12 protein-coding genes and 1 pseudogene are annotated in these 15,602 nt (G+C 59.8%); 5 read left to right on the top strand and 8 right to left on the bottom strand.

The window, feature by feature from the left end; all coding sequences use genetic code 11:
* Positions 1 to 226 precede the first annotated feature (226 nt).
* The 3 genes and pseudogenes from JFT63_RS30125 to JFT63_RS19245 all read left to right on the top strand — a co-directional run.
* A pseudogene (locus tag JFT63_RS30125) lies at positions 227 to 1,285 on the top strand (methyl-accepting chemotaxis protein); the annotation flags it as partial.
* Positions 1,271 to 2,143 (top strand): methyl-accepting chemotaxis protein, encoded by an 873-nt coding sequence (locus tag JFT63_RS30120; RefSeq protein WP_407071380.1) that lies wholly within the window; start codon positions 1,271 to 1,273, stop codon positions 2,141 to 2,143. The pseudogene JFT63_RS30125 and the gene JFT63_RS30120, both read left to right, overlap by 15 nt.
* A gap of 136 nt (positions 2,144 to 2,279) precedes the next feature.
* The gene (locus JFT63_RS19245; protein ID WP_198844534.1) at positions 2,280 to 4,187 is read left to right on the top strand and encodes a HAMP domain-containing methyl-accepting chemotaxis protein; all 1,908 of its coding nucleotides are present in this window, start codon (positions 2,280 to 2,282) and stop codon (positions 4,185 to 4,187) included.
* 113 nt (positions 4,188 to 4,300) lie between these two features.
* On the opposite strand, the gene JFT63_RS19240 is transcribed toward JFT63_RS19245, so the two are convergent.
* The 8 genes from JFT63_RS19240 to pip form a co-directional block, all read right to left on the bottom strand.
* On the bottom strand, positions 4,301 to 5,035 hold the full coding sequence (locus tag JFT63_RS19240) for an amino acid ABC transporter ATP-binding protein (RefSeq protein WP_005783982.1): 735 nt from the start codon (positions 5,033 to 5,035) through the stop codon (positions 4,301 to 4,303).
* A complete protein-coding gene (locus JFT63_RS19235; protein ID WP_057702476.1) occupies positions 5,028 to 5,987 on the bottom strand; it encodes an amino acid ABC transporter permease in 960 nt (319 codons plus the stop codon). The genes JFT63_RS19240 and JFT63_RS19235 overlap by 8 nt, the downstream gene beginning before the upstream one ends.
* Before the next feature lie 129 nt (positions 5,988 to 6,116).
* Positions 6,117 to 6,914, bottom strand: a complete 798-nt coding sequence (locus JFT63_RS19230; protein ID WP_057702475.1) for a transporter substrate-binding domain-containing protein — start codon at positions 6,912 to 6,914, stop codon at positions 6,117 to 6,119.
* 219 nt (positions 6,915 to 7,133) lie between these two features.
* Positions 7,134 to 7,934 (bottom strand): transporter substrate-binding domain-containing protein, encoded by an 801-nt coding sequence (locus tag JFT63_RS19225; RefSeq protein ID WP_057702474.1) that lies wholly within the window; start codon positions 7,932 to 7,934, stop codon positions 7,134 to 7,136.
* 187 nt (positions 7,935 to 8,121) lie between these two features.
* Positions 8,122 to 10,692 carry a glucans biosynthesis glucosyltransferase MdoH gene (gene mdoH, locus JFT63_RS19220; RefSeq protein ID WP_057702473.1) on the bottom strand — a complete coding sequence of 857 codons (2,571 nt, stop codon included), beginning with the start codon at positions 10,690 to 10,692 and terminating at the stop codon, positions 8,122 to 8,124.
* Positions 10,685 to 12,421: a glucan biosynthesis protein G gene (locus JFT63_RS19215; protein WP_057702706.1), complete on the bottom strand. Its 1,737-nt coding sequence runs from the start codon at positions 12,419 to 12,421 to the stop codon at positions 10,685 to 10,687. The genes mdoH and JFT63_RS19215 overlap by 8 nt, the downstream gene beginning before the upstream one ends.
* A 266-nt stretch (positions 12,422 to 12,687) precedes the next feature.
* Entirely contained in the window at positions 12,688 to 13,125 is a 438-nt protein-coding gene (gene dtd, locus JFT63_RS19210) for a D-aminoacyl-tRNA deacylase (protein WP_198844533.1), read from the bottom strand.
* Positions 13,122 to 14,093, bottom strand: coding sequence for a prolyl aminopeptidase (gene pip, locus JFT63_RS19205; RefSeq protein ID WP_005783969.1), 972 nt, complete (start codon positions 14,091 to 14,093; stop codon positions 13,122 to 13,124). Before pip ends, dtd begins: the two co-directional genes overlap by 4 nt.
* A gap of 334 nt (positions 14,094 to 14,427) precedes the next feature.
* On the opposite strand from pip, the gene JFT63_RS19200 reads away from it, so the two are divergent.
* Both JFT63_RS19200 and JFT63_RS19195 read left to right on the top strand, forming a co-directional pair.
* Positions 14,428 to 14,934, top strand: a complete 507-nt coding sequence (locus JFT63_RS19200) for a hypothetical protein (RefSeq protein ID WP_186559660.1) — start codon at positions 14,428 to 14,430, stop codon at positions 14,932 to 14,934.
* A 142-nt stretch (positions 14,935 to 15,076) separates the two neighbouring features.
* A complete protein-coding gene (locus tag JFT63_RS19195) occupies positions 15,077 to 15,577 on the top strand; it encodes a hypothetical protein (RefSeq protein ID WP_198844532.1) in 501 nt (166 codons plus the stop codon).
* Positions 15,578 to 15,602 lie beyond the last annotated feature (25 nt).

The following is a 15,602-nucleotide window of genomic DNA, read 5'->3' as shown; positions in this document are numbered from 1 at the left end:
TACTTTCGCGCTTTTCGAAAGTGACCCGCTGTAAAAGCGGAACCAATATCAGCCGTTACCTAAATAACGGATATGCACTCGATCAAAGTCCAGCATCCTGGTCGGCCCTGAGGCCGCCATCGGGGGCAAGCCCCCTCCCACATTGAATCTGTGGCGCTACAGAATCCTATGCCCATGCCGATAGCCTTTGAATAAGTCCAAGCCTTGTTCCAGGGGAGTTCGCAGCATGTATCGTTGGTTAGCCGAGAAACTGGGGAATGTAAGCGTCAACCGCAAGCTGAGCGTCGGCTTTGGCCTGGTGTTGATCCTGACGCTGTTGATCACCTTTACCGGCTGGACCGGCCTGGGCGATGTGATCAGTCGCGGCGATAAGCTGGGTTTTATCTCCAGCCTCAATGGCCTGACCAAAGACCTGCGCCTGGCGCGCCTGGACTTTGATATGCGCCGCGGCGAACAAGGCACCGACGCAGTTACCGGCCTGATCACTCAGCTGGACGAGGGCCTTAAAACTGCCGCGCAGTTAATCGAACAACCCAATGACAAGGCTCTCGTCGAACAACAACAGGAAGCCTTGAGCCAATACAAAAAAGCCTTCGCCACCATGGTCCAGGCAGGCCTCAAGCGTGAGGGTGCGCGCAGCAAGCTCGGCGACACGGCCGATAATGCCGTGGCCAAAACCAACGAGATTGAAAAAAACCTGCTGCAAGGCGACAGCGTCACCCAGTTCAACAGCGTGGTTGACCTGAGCAAGCTGATCCAGCAAGCGCGCTTCCAGGTACGCGGCTACACCTACAGCGGCAAGGTCGAGGCCGAGCAACCCGCCCTCGACGCTATCGACAACGCCCTGAAGAAAATCACCGAACTGCAAGGCCAGCTGCCGACGCAATATCAGGCCAACCTGCAAGAGGCCGGTGCCTCACTGCAAGCCTATCGGGCCGCCGTCAGCCAATACCGCGACTCCCAGGTGGCCAGTGCCGCAGCCCTTAAGATCCTAAGTGCCCAGGGCGATATTCTGTTGGGTCATAGCGAGAAACTCACCACCTCGCAAACGGCAGTGCGCGACCATGATGTGGCCCAGGCCAAGTACTTGTTGCTGCTCGCCACCGTACTGGCGGTAGCCTTCGGCCTGTTCGCTGCCTGGGCCATCACCCGCCAGATCGTCATACCGCTGAACCAGACCCTCAAAGTCGCCGAGCGCGTGGCCTCCGGCGACCTGAGCCACAACCTGGACTCTGGCCGCCAGGACGAGCTGGGCCAGTTGCAACGCGCCATGCAGAGCATGACCGTGGGCCTGCGCGCATTGATCGGCGGTATCAGCGACGGCGTCACCCAGATCGCCAGTGCAGCCGAGCAGTTATCGGCCGTGACTGAACAGACCAGCGCCGGGGTCAACAGCCAAAAGGTGGAGACCGATCAGGTCGCCACCGCCATGAACGAAATGGCCGCCACCGTGCAAGAAGTCGCACGCAATGCCGAGCAAGCCTCAGAAGCTGCGGTGGCCGCCGATCAACAGGCCCGTGAAGGTGACAAGGTGGTCGGTGAGGCCATCGCCCAGATCGAGCGCCTGGCGACGGAAGTCGGCAATTCCACCCTCGCCATGGGTGACCTCAAGCGCGAAAGCGACAAGATCGGCAGCGTGCTCGACGTGATCAAATCCGTCGCCCAGCAAACCAACCTGCTGGCGCTGAACGCGGCCATTGAAGCGGCGCGTGCCGGTGAGGCCGGGCGTGGCTTCGCGGTGGTGGCCGATGAAGTGCGCAGCCTGGCCCAGCGCACTCAGAAGTCCACCGAAGAGATTGAAGAGCTGATCGTCGGCCTGCAAAACGGTACCCAGCAGGTGGCCTCCATCATGGACAACAGCCGCGGGCTGACCGACAGCAGCGTCGAACTGACCCGTCGCGCGGGCAGCGCATTGGCGAATATCACCCGCACGGTTTCAACCATCCAGGCAATGAACTCACAGATTGCCACCGCCGCCGAGCAACAGAGCGCCGTGGCCGAAGAGATCAACCGCAGCGTGTTGAATGTGCGTGATGTCTCCGAACAAACGTCCTCGGCCAGCGAAGAAACCGCCGCATCGAGTGCAGAACTGGCGCGCCTGGGGATCTACTTGCAGACCCTGGTCGGGCGTTTCCGCATCTGACAGGGTCTTGCGCGGCGGCCGATTAAGACCGCCGCCTCTTGTGAAACTTCCTACACAGTTATCAGCCCCGCCTCACCCCGATCCGATTTAGCGTTGCATCTGTAGCGATACGCTTTCTCTGATTGGGAGGTGCATTATGTTTCCTCGGCTGACCCGTATGCTGGTCAATGCCAGCGTCCGCCTGAAGCTTGCCCTGGGCTTTGGCCTGGTGCTGATCCTCAGCTTCGTCATTGCCGCGACAGGCTGGCAAGCCTTGAGCGCCGTCCTGTACCGATCCGACAGCCTGACGACCCTGGGCCATCTGGCTGTCGAAGCCGAGGCCATGCGCGCCGACCGCATCGTGTACCGCACCCTGATGGACAGCAACAGCCTGGCCAAGATGAATCAAAGGGTCGAACAGATCGACCAGTACCTGGCCGACCTTTCGAGCCGCTTGCGGGACCCGACCGACCGGCAACGGCTGGAAGACGCGGCCCTTCTGGTGTCGGGCTCCAAGGCCGCGCTCACGCAATTGCCGCCGTTGCTGGCCGCGCGCGAGCAGGTCCGCCCGGCGCTTAAAAAGTCCGCCCTGCAAGCCAGCGATACCCTCGCTCAATTGGCCAGTGATTTGCCCGACCAAAATGACGAGAAGGCCCTCGATGCCATCGAGAACCTGCGCCAGGCCATGGAGCAAGCCGAGGATCGAGCGCAGAGCCCCGCCTGGGCAGCCGACACCTTACAGGCCTATGCCGATGCGTTCGGCCAGGCGCTTGACGGCATGCAGATCGCGCTGGCTTCCGTCACCGCCCTCCCGGTGGACTCGACACTGCTCAAGACCGATCTGGCCAACTACCGTGAGCAACTGATAACGCTCAAGCAAGCCCAGCTCGATACCGAAACCGTGCAGAACCGCTTCGAACAGCGACTCAACGAGCTGCGTGACAAGAGCAACTTGTTGAGCCAGAGCCAGAACACCAAGCGCAACAACGAGGCGGATCAAACCCGCACCTTGCTGATCAGCGTGACCATGGCCGCACTGGTCCTCGGCGCGCTGGCTGCCTGGTGGATCGCCCGGCAAATTGCCGTGCCGCTGCGAGCGATCCTCAGCGCCGCCCACCGTGTCGCCGAGGGCGACTTGAGCCACGACACGGCGGTAGACCGCCGCGACGAACTGGGCCAGTTGCAGCAAAGCATCGGGCAAATGACCCGCAACCTGCGCAACCTGATCAGCAGCATCGGTGACAGCGCCCGGCAGATTGCCGGTGCGGCCACGCAGCTATCCACCGTGACCGAACAGACCCGTAACGGGCTCAATGACCAGAAAGATGAAACCGACCAGGTGGCCACGGCGATGAATGAAATGCTCGCCACCGCTCAGGAAGTCGCGCGTCACGCCGAACGCGCTTCCGTGGCAGCCAATGAGGCCGACCAAAAGGCCGGTGCCGGCGAGCAGGTGGTCTCCCAGGCAGTTGAGCAAATCGGCAACCTGGCCAGCGAGATGGCGTTGTCCGGCCGAGCCATGCTGACCCTGCAACAGGAAAGCCAGAAGATCGCCAGCGTGCTGGACGTGATCAAGTCCGTGTCCCAACAAACCAACCTGCTGGCTCTCAACGCCGCCATCGAAGCGGCGCGCGCGGGTACCGCCGGCCAAGGCTTCGCAGTGGTCGCCGATGAAGTACGCAGCCTGGCCCAACGCACCCAGGCGTCTGCCGAGGAAATCGAAGGGCTGATCCTCGGCCTGCATAACGGTACCCAGCAAGTGGCGGACATCATGGACAGCAGCCGCAACCTGACCGACAACAGCGTCGCCCTGACCCGCGACGCTGGTGAGGCTTTGGCGGCGATTGCGCGCACGGTGTCGGTCATCCAGGAAATGAATCCGCAGATTGCCGCCGCCGCCGAGCAGCAAAGCGCAGTGGTCGAGGAGATCAATCGCAGTGTGTTGAAGGTGCGGGACGTGTCGGAACAGACCGCCGCCGCCAGTGAGGAAACGGCGGCCGCGAGCGTTCAGTTGACGCGGTTGAGCCTGGATTTACAGAAGCTGGTCGACAGATTCAAGCTCTGAAACACCACCACTGCAGGAGCGAGCTTGCTCGCGAAAAACCCAGAGCCGCCGCGTTCATTCAGGGTGCGCGGCGTTATCGTTGACGCTTTTCGCGAGCAAGCTCGCTCCTACAGTCATAGGACCTGGCGCAGGAACGCCTGGGCCCGTGGGTCTTTCGGCGCAGCGAAGAATTCGGCGGGCGCTGCGTCCTCCAACAGTTTGCCGTGGTCGAAGAACAGCACCCGGTCCGCCACTTCGCGGGCAAAGCCCATCTCGTGGGTCACGCAGACCATGGTCATGCCTTCCAGGGCCAGGGTTTTCATGACGTCGAGAACTTCGCCGACCATTTCCGGGTCGAGGGCCGAGGTGGGCTCGTCAAACAGCATCACCTTGGGCTCCATGGCCAGCGCCCGGGCAATCGCGACCCGCTGCTGCTGGCCGCCAGACAGGCGCGATGGAAACTCATGGGCCTTCTGCGCGATACCGACCTTTTCCAACAAGGCCAGGGCCTTGGCCTCGCGCTCTTGCTTGCCGCGCTTGCGCACGACCTTTTGCGCCAGGCACAGGTTTTCCAGCACGGTCATATGGGGGAACAGGTTGAAATGCTGGAACACCATGCCGACTTCACGACGGTAGGCGTTCACGTCGGTCTTCGGATCGGCCAGTTGCAAACCATCGATGCTCACCGAACCCGAGTCGAACGCCTCCAACCCATTGAGGCAGCGCAGGAAGGTGGACTTGCCGGAGCCGGACGGGCCGATCACCACCAGCACTTCACCCTTGGCCACCTGGGTGGTGACGTGGTCTACCGCACGCACCACATGCCCACGGGTGTCGAAGACTTTTACCAGATCGCGCACTTCAATCACTTTGGGCGAGCCTCCGCTCAAGCCGGCTGGCCATTTTCGACAGCGGCAGGTTGATCAGCAGGTACAGGCCTGCCACACAGAACAGGATCTCGAATGGCGAAAACGAGGTGGTGATCACTTCACGTCCACTCTTGAGCAACTCGGTAATCGCGATCACCGACACCAGGGACGTGTCTTTGACCAGGCTGATAAATTGCCCGGCCAGGGGTGGCAGTACGCGCTTGAAGGCTTGCGGCAGCACCACATGGCGCATCGACTGGCCGGCGCTCAAGCCCAGGGAACGCGCCGCTTCATCCTGGCCACGGGTGATGGACTGCACGCCCGCGCGCACGATTTCGGCCACGTAGGCACCGGTGAACAACGACAGCGCAGCGATCCCGGCAAATTCCCGGGACAGGTTGAGCACCGTGCCGATAAAGAAATAGAAAATGAAAATCTGCACCAGCAGCGGGGTACCGCGCACCAGTTCGACGTAGATCGTCGACAGATCCCGCAGGGTCGGGTTTTTGGAGAGCCGGCACAAACCAGTCGCCAAACCTATCGCCAAGCCCAGGATGCCGGACACCACCGACAGCCACAGCGTGGTCCACAAGCCCCACATCAACGGCCCCAGCGCCCACTGTCGGGTCACGCCGACCACGTCGCCTTCAGCCACATCGTCACCGCGCGCCACTTGCAGGCTGTTGTCGGCAACCGTGAGTTTTTGCTCGACCCCCGCGTCGTTGCGCAGGGTGACTTCGGCCATATCGCCTTTGCGCACCAGCTCGACCACGGTGGAAATATCCGCGGCGCGCTGGGAGGTCTCGGCTTGATAGGCGAAGTATTGCGGCACGCGGTTCCAGCGCCACTCGTAGGACATCAACGAGGTGGCGTAGTACAAGGCGCCCGCCAGGCCGACCAGCACGACCACGGTCAGCAGGTGCCAGGGCCATTGGGCTTTTTTCTGTTTCATTTCACTTTCCGGATATGTGTTGCCTGATAGGCCGCCATCGGCGGCAAGCCAGCTCCCACATTTGATGTGTAAATACAGTCAAATGTGGGAGCTGGCTTGCCTGCGATGCAGGCAACTCGGTGTCAGGCCTTATTCCATGTCCTTGAGCCACTCGGAGCTCTTGAACCACTTGTCATGGATGCGATCGTAAGTGCCGTCGTTACGGATCTGGTGCAGGAAGTTGTTGATGAAGTTGATGCTGTCGTAATCGCCTTTCTTCAAACCGAACGCCAGAGGTTCAAAGGTGAAGGGTTCTTCCAGGAACACCAGCTTGCCGTTGCCGACTTTCTTCTCGGCCACCACGTTGTAAGGCGCGTCATACACAAAGGCGTCAGCCTTGCCGTTGACCACATCCAGCACGCCTTCCTGCTCGTTGTCGTAGCCGTGGTACTTGGCCTTGGAAATCAGCTTCTTGGCGACCATTTCACCGGTGGTGCCGAGCTTGGAGGTCAGGCGGTATTTCTCATCGTTCAGGTCTTTGTAGGACTTGATGGTGCCTTCCAGCTCCTTGCGGATCAGCAGGGTCTGGCCGACCACGATGAAGGGTTCGCTGAAGTTCAGGCGCAGGTTGCGCTCCTGGGTCAGGGTCATGCCGCTGCCGATCATGTCGAACTTGCCGGTCAGGAAGGCCGGGATGATGCCGTCATAACCAGTGGACACCAGTTCCAGCTTGACCCCCATGGACTTGGCCATGGCCTTGAGGATGTCGACTTCGAAACCGATGATTTCGCCGCGTTTGTCAGTCATTTCGAACGGCATGTAGGTCGGGTCCATGCCGACTTTCAACGTGCCGCGCTTGACCGCATCGTCGATGGCTCCGGCCTGAGCCGCAGTGGCAGCGACCATCGCGGTGACGCCGAGCATCAGCATCGAAAGATACTTTTTCATCATCAAGACCCCTGAACGATTCTTATAAGGTCGGCGCACAAAAGGGCTGCGCCATTTCGGGATGCGATCCTAACCCACTCGTTAGCCGTCACAAAGGTTTCACCGGTAAATGTTATCGGCGTATGTCGTAAAAGCCCTTAGCCGGTGCAGTCAAGCGCAGGGGTAGACGCGTCTACGTGGCCCCTTGGTAATGGGTTGATGTGTAAGTAGTTATGACGATCACTCAATTTCTGCGATCCAGGCCGTATCCCTGAACCACTTGTCATGCAGGCGATCGTAGGAGCCATCCTGAGCGATCTGGTTGAGAAAGTGATTGATCCAGTTGAGGCTGTCGTAATCACCTTTTTTCAAACCAAACGCCAGGGGCTCAAAGGTGAAGGGTTGTTCCAGGCTCAACAAAGCGCTGTTCTGCGGCCGGCTCATCGCGATCAGGTTGTAGGGCGCATCATGGATAAACGCATCGGCCTTGCCTTCCACGACCTGCTGCACACCGTCTTCGGGGGTCGTCACCGTACTCAGTTGCGCAGCCCCCAGGAAACGCTTGGCTGCTGCCTCTCCGGTCGTGCCCCGGGTAGTCACCACCCGGTAACTGGCGTCGTCCAGCTCTTCGACGCTGGAAATGATGCCGGCCAGGCGGGGGTGCATCAGCACTGTCTGCCCCACCACGATGAAAGAGTCGCTGAAGTTGAGCTTCAGGTTGCGCTCCTGGGTGACGGTCATGCCGCTGCCAATCAGGTCAAATTTTCTTGCCATCAACCCCGACACCAAATCCGTATACGGCACCGCAATCAGCTCAAGTTCCACGCCCAGCGCACGGCTCATGGCGCGGAGCAAGTCAATTTCAAAACCGACGATGCGCCCCTGCTTATCGAGCATCTCGAAGGGCACGTAATCGGGCGTGGTCCCCACTTTCAATACGCCGCGACGCACAGCATCGTCCAGGGCGCCCGCACTCAGCAGACCCGCATAGGCCCATAGCAAAACGCTAACCAGCAATACCGAACAATACCTTTTGATCATGAATGCCCCCGTGGCGAGTGAAATTTTGGGGGGCGATGCTAACCCAGCGACAGGCACGACAATACGCCTCGATCAAAGGTCTTTTGTTTCGAAATAACAAGGGGTTAGGGATAAATGGAAGCGGCTGTAAACGCTGTAGGACCAGCGTCTGCAGCGCCCCCGAGGCGAGCCCTCGGGGGCGTCTGAATCAGGCCGGTTGGGCCTGCGGCGACTGCGGTTGCAGAGGCAGCAATGGTGCGTGCGGATCAGCCTTGATCGAAGCACGCCAGGCACCAAGCCACTCGGCATGACCTTCGCTCCAGACCTGCTCATGCAGACGAGCCAGGGCTACCGGGTCACTGAGCAGGGCCAGGCGCTCGCTGTTGTTGAGGCCGGCAGGGCCGACTTTCAACGCGTGGCGAACGCGCTCCATGCGCAGGTATTCAATCGGCTCGGCCTCGCGGTGACGCGAGGTCGCCAAGGCACAGGCCAGGGCGTTCTGCTGCGGGTCGACCACCGAACGCACGAACCCGTCATTGAGGGCGTGCCAACGGTTTTCGTGGGTGTACTTCTCGGTCGACAGCAGCGCTTGCGGCGGATTGTATTCCTCGGGGATCAGGAACAGGCTCTCGTCACGGGACTTGAGGCCCAGCTTGACCCGGCTGGAAATCACCGACACCGGAATCGACAGCATCAGCGAGCCGACAATCGGCACCAGCCACCACAGGAAGCTTGGGTTCAACCACACCACCAACAGCGCCCACAGGAAGCCGAGGATCGTTTGCGGGCCGTGACGCTTGACCGCTTCGCTCCAGGGCGTGGAGTCGTCGTCACGCTGCGGCGAGTTCCAGGTGGCAGCCCAACCGAGGAAGGCGGCGAGGACGAAACGGGTGTGGAAAATCATCCGCACCGGCGCCAGCAGCATGGAGAACAACATCTCCAGCAGCATCGACAAGGTCACCTTGAACTTGCCGCCGAACTCCTTGGCACCCTTGGCCCAGATCAGAATGATGCTGAGCAGCTTGGGCAGGAACAACAGCACGATGGTGGTGGAGAACAACGCCACCGCCTTGTCCGGATGCCATTGTGGCCACAGCGGGTACAACTGGCGCGGCGCCATGAAGTACTGCGGCTCCATCAGCGTGTTCACCGCCAGCAACGCGGTGGACAACACCAGGAAGAAGAACCACAACGGCGCCGACAGGTAGGACATCACACCGGTCAGGAACACCGCGCGGTGCACCGGGTGCATGCCTTTGACCAGGAACAGGCGGAAGTTCATCAGGTTACCGTGGCACCAGCGACGGTCACGCTTGAGTTCGTCCAGCAGGTTCGGCGGCAGTTCTTCGTAGCTGCCCGGCAAGTCGTAGGCAATCCACACGCCCCAGCCGGCACGGCGCATCAGCGCGGCTTCAACGAAGTCGTGGGAAAGGATCGCACCGGCGAATGCACCTTTACCCGGCAACGGCGCCAGGGCGCAATGCTCGATAAACGGCTTCATGCGGATAATGGCGTTGTGGCCCCAGTAGTGGGATTCACCCAACTGCCAGAAGTGCAGGCCGGCGGTAAACAGTGGGCCGTATACGCGGGTAGCGAACTGCTGCATACGCGCATACAGAGTGTCCATGCCCGACGCGCGCGGCGCGGTCTGGATAATCCCCGCATCCGGCGTGGCTTCCATCAGGCGTACCAGACTGGTCAGGCATTCGCCGCTCATTACCGAGTCAGCGTCCAGCACGACCATGTACTTGTAGTCACCCCCCCAGCGACGGCAAAAGTCGTCGAGGTTGCCGCTCTTGCGCTTTACGCGACGGCGGCGGCGGCGATAGAAGATCTTGCCGAAGCCGCCAGCTTCGCGGCACACGTCGAGCCAGGCTTGCTGTTCGGCGATGCAGATGTCGGCGTCGTTACTGTCGCTGAGCACGAAGAAATCGAAGCGATCCAGGTCACCGGTGGCGGCTACCGATTCGAACGTTGCGCGCAGACCTGCGAATACCCGCGGCACGTCTTCGTTGCAGATCGGCATCACCAGCGCGGTGCGCGCATCCTTGGGAATCGGCTCGTTACCGGCACTTTTACCGGAGATGCGGTATTTATCGTGCCCGGTCAGCAGCTCCAGGAAGCCCATGAGCGCGGTCCAGAAACCGGCCGACACCCAGCAGAACAGAATCCCGAACATGATCAGGATGCTGGTTTGCAGCGCGTAGGGCATTACCTGGGTGGCGGTTTGCAGCAGGGTCTGGTTGCGGATTTCATCGAAGTCGACCAGCGACCAACCCTGGTACGGCATGATGCCTTTCATGTACCAGCCGGCGACGATGGTCTGACCCAGCATCAACACCAACAGAATATAGCGACGGATCGAACCCACGGTACGCCAGCGGGCAGCCGGCAATACGCGCTCATCCTTGGGTGGCTTGGGCGGGTTGGTGCGACCGGTCATCCGGCGCCAGCCGCGCACCAGGATGTTGGTGCGCCAGGGCTCTGGCACCACTTTGGTCCGGCGGATCGGCGGGGTGGCTTTGAGACACACGCGACCGCCGGCGTCGAGCGCCAGCATCTCGGCGTCTTGCAGCTCTTCGGCGCTGTTGAGGGTCAAGCGACGGCCGACCGAGGCCTGGGCGGCGTCGGTCGGTGCGTCGAAAGTCGACGACGACAAGCGTTCGTGCAATTCGCTGAACGAGTTGCAGCCCGCCAACTCGGCGCGCTGCTCAGCGGTCAACGGGAGGTGCGCCAGATACTCGCTCAGAGTCTCTGGCCGGACGTTTGAATTACTCATCGGCAGGCAACTGATAGCTCCAGGTTTCGGTCAGGACTTGTTCGGTCTTGGCCGGCTCCGGTGTGGCTGGGGCAGCTTCTGGCTGCGGGTCTTGCTTGTCTTTTGCGTCTTTCCTGGCTTGTTTCTCGTGCTGCTTGGCCACGACTTTGTCGGCCTTCAACACGTGAGTCGAAACCGGCTCAGGCGTGGGCTGCACGACATCTTGCACCAGTGCTGCACGCATTTCGGTCGGCTTGCCTGCGTCCTTGATCTTCATACGCAGGGTCAGGCGCCAGCCTTTGGTGTGTTCGTTGTAACGCACGCTGTTTTCAACCAGCTCGGCGTTGTCGCCCACACTCACCTGGCTGCGTACCGGTGCGTCCGGCAGCAGTTTCTTCAGGGCCGGGCCCTCGAAGTCCACCAGGTAAGCCACGGTGCCGTCGGGCTGACGGATCAGGTTGGATTGCTTCACGTCACCGGTAGAACGCAGGGTCTGCTTGACCCAGGCGCTATCCGGCGAATGGAATGCGGCATCATCCAGGGTCCAGTGCAGGCGGTAGGCCACGTCCAGAGGCTGGCCGACTTCCGGCAGTTTTTCCGGGCTCCAGAAGGCCACGATGTTGTCGTTGGTCTCGTCGGCGGTTGGGATCTCGACCAGGTCGACGGAGCCCTTGCCCCAATCACCTTCCGGTTCGATCCACGCGCTTGGGCGCTTGTCGTAGTTGTCGTCCAGGTCTTCGTAGTGGCTGAAGTTGCGACCACGTTGCAGCAGGCCGAACCCACGCGGGTTCTCGACGCTGAAGTTGCTGACCGACAGGTGTTTAGGGTTGTTCAGCGGGCGCCAGATCCACTCGCCATTGCCGGCGTGAATCGACAGGCCGCTGGAATCGTGGAGCTCGCGACGGTAGTTGAGGACCTTGGACGGCTGGTTGGCGCCGAACAGGAACATCGAAGTCAACGGCGCAACGCCCAGCTTGCTGACCTTGTCACGCAGGAACATCTGGGATTTGACGTCCACTACGGTGTCAGTGCCGGGGCGCAGGATCAGACGATAAGCGCCAGTGGCGCGTGGCGAATCCAGCAGGGCGAAGATCACCAGGTGCTTGTCACCCGGCTTTGGACGCTCGATCCAGAACTCGGTAAACCGTGGGAATTCTTCACCGGACGGCAGCGCGGTGTCGATCGCCATGCCGCGGGCAGACAGGCCATACACCTGGTCCTTGCCGACGACGCGGAAATAGCTCGCGCCGAGCATGGTCATGATTTCGTCTTGCTTGTCGGCCTTGTTGATCGGGTAAAGCACACGGAAACCGGCATAGCCGAGCTGCTCGGTGGCTTTGGGATCAAATTTCACGTCGCCGAAATCGAAGCGAGTCGGGTCGTACTTGATTTCATGCACGCTGTCGGCGGTGACTTCGTTGATTTTCACCGGGGTGTCGAAATGCATACCCTGGTGATAGAAGGACAGCTTGAACGGGGTGTTCTGATCGGCCCACTCGGCTTTTTCGTTGCGGAAACGAATCTTTTGGTAGTCCGCGAACTTCATTTCGCGGAATTCGTTCGGCAGATTGCTGCGCGGAGCTTCGTATTTCTGCCCGGCCAGCTCTTTTGCCTTGGCCGACACATCATCCAGACTGAATGCCCACAGTTGACCGGCGCCGAACAGGCAAAACAGGGCAGAGCCCGTTACCAGTGCGTTTCGTAACCGTTTGGCAGACAATTTTGGTGCATTACAGGGACTAACAATCACGAGCAACCCTCGCCGAAAACAGATCAAAAAACCAACGGCCAGCTATCTATATGCCAGGTTGGCGAGCAATGTTCCGACTCCCCAAGGGCAAAATGATTCCCCAAAGGCCATCGGACAAGTCTCTACCTAAATCAAAAATGGACCAAACAACGCTGATCCCCGTAGCGCGCGATTATCTAGTAGCCCGCGAGACAACGCATCAGGGTCAGCGAAGTATTTGTAGCGAAAACCTGCGTTTTTAGGCATTAAAGTCGTTTTTCATACATTCATGTCTGTAAGAGGAAGGTCACAGGGCCATCATTGACCAAATGCACCTGCATATCGGCGCCAAAACGCCCTGACGCCACCGTGCCATGCAATTGTTGCGCTTGTAACAACAAGTGATCAAAAAGCGCCGCTCCCAGGGCCGGAGGCGCCGCTGTAGAGAAGCTGGGCCGTAGCCCGCTTTTGGTATCCGCCGCCAGGGTGAACTGCGACACCAGCAGCAAACCGCCACCGATGTCCTTGAGGGACAGGTTCATCTTGCCCTCCTCGTCACTGAACAACCGATAGTTAAGCAGCTTGTGCAGCAGTTTGTCGGCGCTTTCGGGCGTATCTGAAGGCTCGACGGCGACCAGCACCAGCAACCCCTGGTCGATCGCCCCCACAATCTCACCGGCTACTTCGACGCGGGCGCCACGCACCCGCTGCAACAAGCCCTTCATGCTTCTTCAGGCGGCAGATCAAGCAGGCGCCGTGCCATCTCGCCGGTAGCGCGCACCAGCGCATCGGTGATGCCTGGCTCGGACGCGGCATGGCCGGCCTCGCGAATCACCTGCAACTCACTGTTGGGCCAGGCCTGATGCAGCTCCCAGGCGTTATCCAGCGGGCAGATCATATCGTAGCGGCCATGGATGATGATGCCCGGCAGATGGGCAATCTTGTGCATGTCGCGAATCAGCTGGTTCGGCTCCAGGAAGGAGTTATTCGTGAAGTAATGGCACTCGATACGCGCGATGGACAGTGCGCGTTGCGGCTCGGAAAAACGCTCCACATGCTGCGGGCTCGGGCACAGGCCCAACATGCGCCCTTCCCAACCCGACCAGGCTTTGGCCGCATGCATCTGGGCGATCTGGTCGTTGCCGGTGAGGCGCTTGTGGTAGGCGGCAATCATGTCGTGGCGTTCTTCCACCGGGATGGGCGCCAGGTAGTCCTGCCAGTAGTCCGGGAACAGGCGGCTCGCGCCCTCCTGGTAGAACCAGTGAATATCCTGCGGGCGAGCCAGGAAGATGCCGCGCACGATCAGGCCAAGCACACGCTCGGGATGGGTTTGCGCGTAGGCCAGGGCCAGAGTCGAGCCCCAGGAACCGCCGAACAACACCCATTTGTCGATACCCAGGTGCTCGCGGATACGCTCAAGGTCGGCGACCAGGTCCCAGGTGGTGTTGTTCTCAAGGTTGGCGCGGGGCGTGGAGCGCCCGCAGCCACGCTGGTCGAAGGTGACGATATGGTAAAGGTTCGGATCGAAATAGCAGCGGCTCTGGGCGTCGCAACCGGCACCTGGCCCCCCGTGGATGAACACGACGGGCAAGCCTTCGGGGGAGCCACTTTCATCGACATACAGCGTGTGGGTGTCATCGACTGCCAGATCATGCCGGGCGTAGGGTTTGATCTGCGGGTACCAAGTCTGCATTGCGCGCTCCGTAGGGTGTCGGGTTCATCCCTGGGGGGACGTCTATTATTTTGCCGTTTGGCATCATAAACCCGAATTGTGCAATGAGCATGTCCTTGAGCACTTAGAGCTGCATAAGTACAACGCCAACCTTACGTAGGCCCCCGGATCGACCCTGGTGCTCAGGCCGCCGCCGTGAATGGGAGTGCGGGCGAAGCGGGGCCGGGCGAGCAACGCGACGGAAAAACAGATAACCCTGTTAGATCTGACAGTAGGCAAAGCGAGCCGCAGCGCGCTTAATTCATGGAACGTCAGCAGTAAAAACCACACTCGTAACCTCTCTCCGGAGACCATGATGAGCATTTCGACCACGCAAGCAGGTGAAAACGCATCGTTTGTCGCAACCCTGTATTTCAGCGATGCCCAAGAAATATTCACAGCCAATAGAATCGTTATTCTCTCGTCCGTCAGTGTCAACGCAGTGGACTGTTGGACAATAAAAGCAGTGATGGATAGCAAGGATCCCAAGACCAACACCCCCAAGAGCCAGACCATTCTGATCCACATCAGACAGGACCAAGTCAGCGGCAACGTGACCCTGGGAGCCGCACGGACATTCCCGGATATTGCAGAAAACACAGCCGGCTACTACGTGTTGACAGACAGCCCGGACGATGACGACGACGATCTGGACGCTGTTTTTGGGTTTCCCAGCGTCAGGGGGAACCTTGTTTACCAACGGCCTGAAGATAACGCGCACATCGTCGGCCACTTTAATTTCGATCTCGAAACTGAAGAGAAAACCTCATTTTCCATAAAGGGCACCTTCAATGTCGCGCCGAGCCTCTTTAAAACAGCATGACCCCCAATGGCAGTGCCGCGCCGCGTAAAGATGCATTGGATAAGGCTCACCTGAAGCGAGGCCGTTACGCTAGAGACCGCGGCACGGCCTCATCGGGGCGAATATTTCTGGAAGCGCTAAAACCCTGTGGAGGAAAAACCTCATGAACACATCAGCAAGCCAAAAAGCTCCCTTGGAAGAGTTCAAAGCTATTGTAAGTGATGGCACTCAGAAGGAATTATTCGTCGCCAACACAGTAACTATTAAAAAGATGACGGATAAAGATAATGCTGAGTGCTGGTCAATCATCGCATTTCAAGACGTGATCAATAAAACAACCGGCAGCCCGGAGATATTCGGCATCCACCTCTATATATCAGCAGCGCCATCATTGAAGCCCCGCAGATTGGTGGCGGCTTTACCGCCCCCCACAGCGGTGAAGGACAGCGCCATCTACTTCAAGGTGCTGGACAAAATACCCGACCCCGATAGAGACCTGGACACCCAAGAGCTGTACCAAAGCCTGGACGGATCCGTTGTCGAGCTAGAGGATGCCGATCGTATTCAGGGCCATTTCAGTTTTTCAGCACTCGCCCCTGATCGCACCCCAACCCATGTAATGGGGCACTTCGACATTCTCAACAAAGGAAGTCACTCCATTTAGCAACCGGCAGCATCAGGAAGGAATC

This window comes from Pseudomonas sp. MF7453, from assembly GCF_016405455.1.
Taxonomy (GTDB): domain Bacteria; phylum Pseudomonadota; class Gammaproteobacteria; order Pseudomonadales; family Pseudomonadaceae; genus Aquipseudomonas; species Aquipseudomonas paralactis.
Note: the sequence above shows the minus strand (reverse complement) of the source record. Positions and strands in the feature narration are given on the sequence as shown.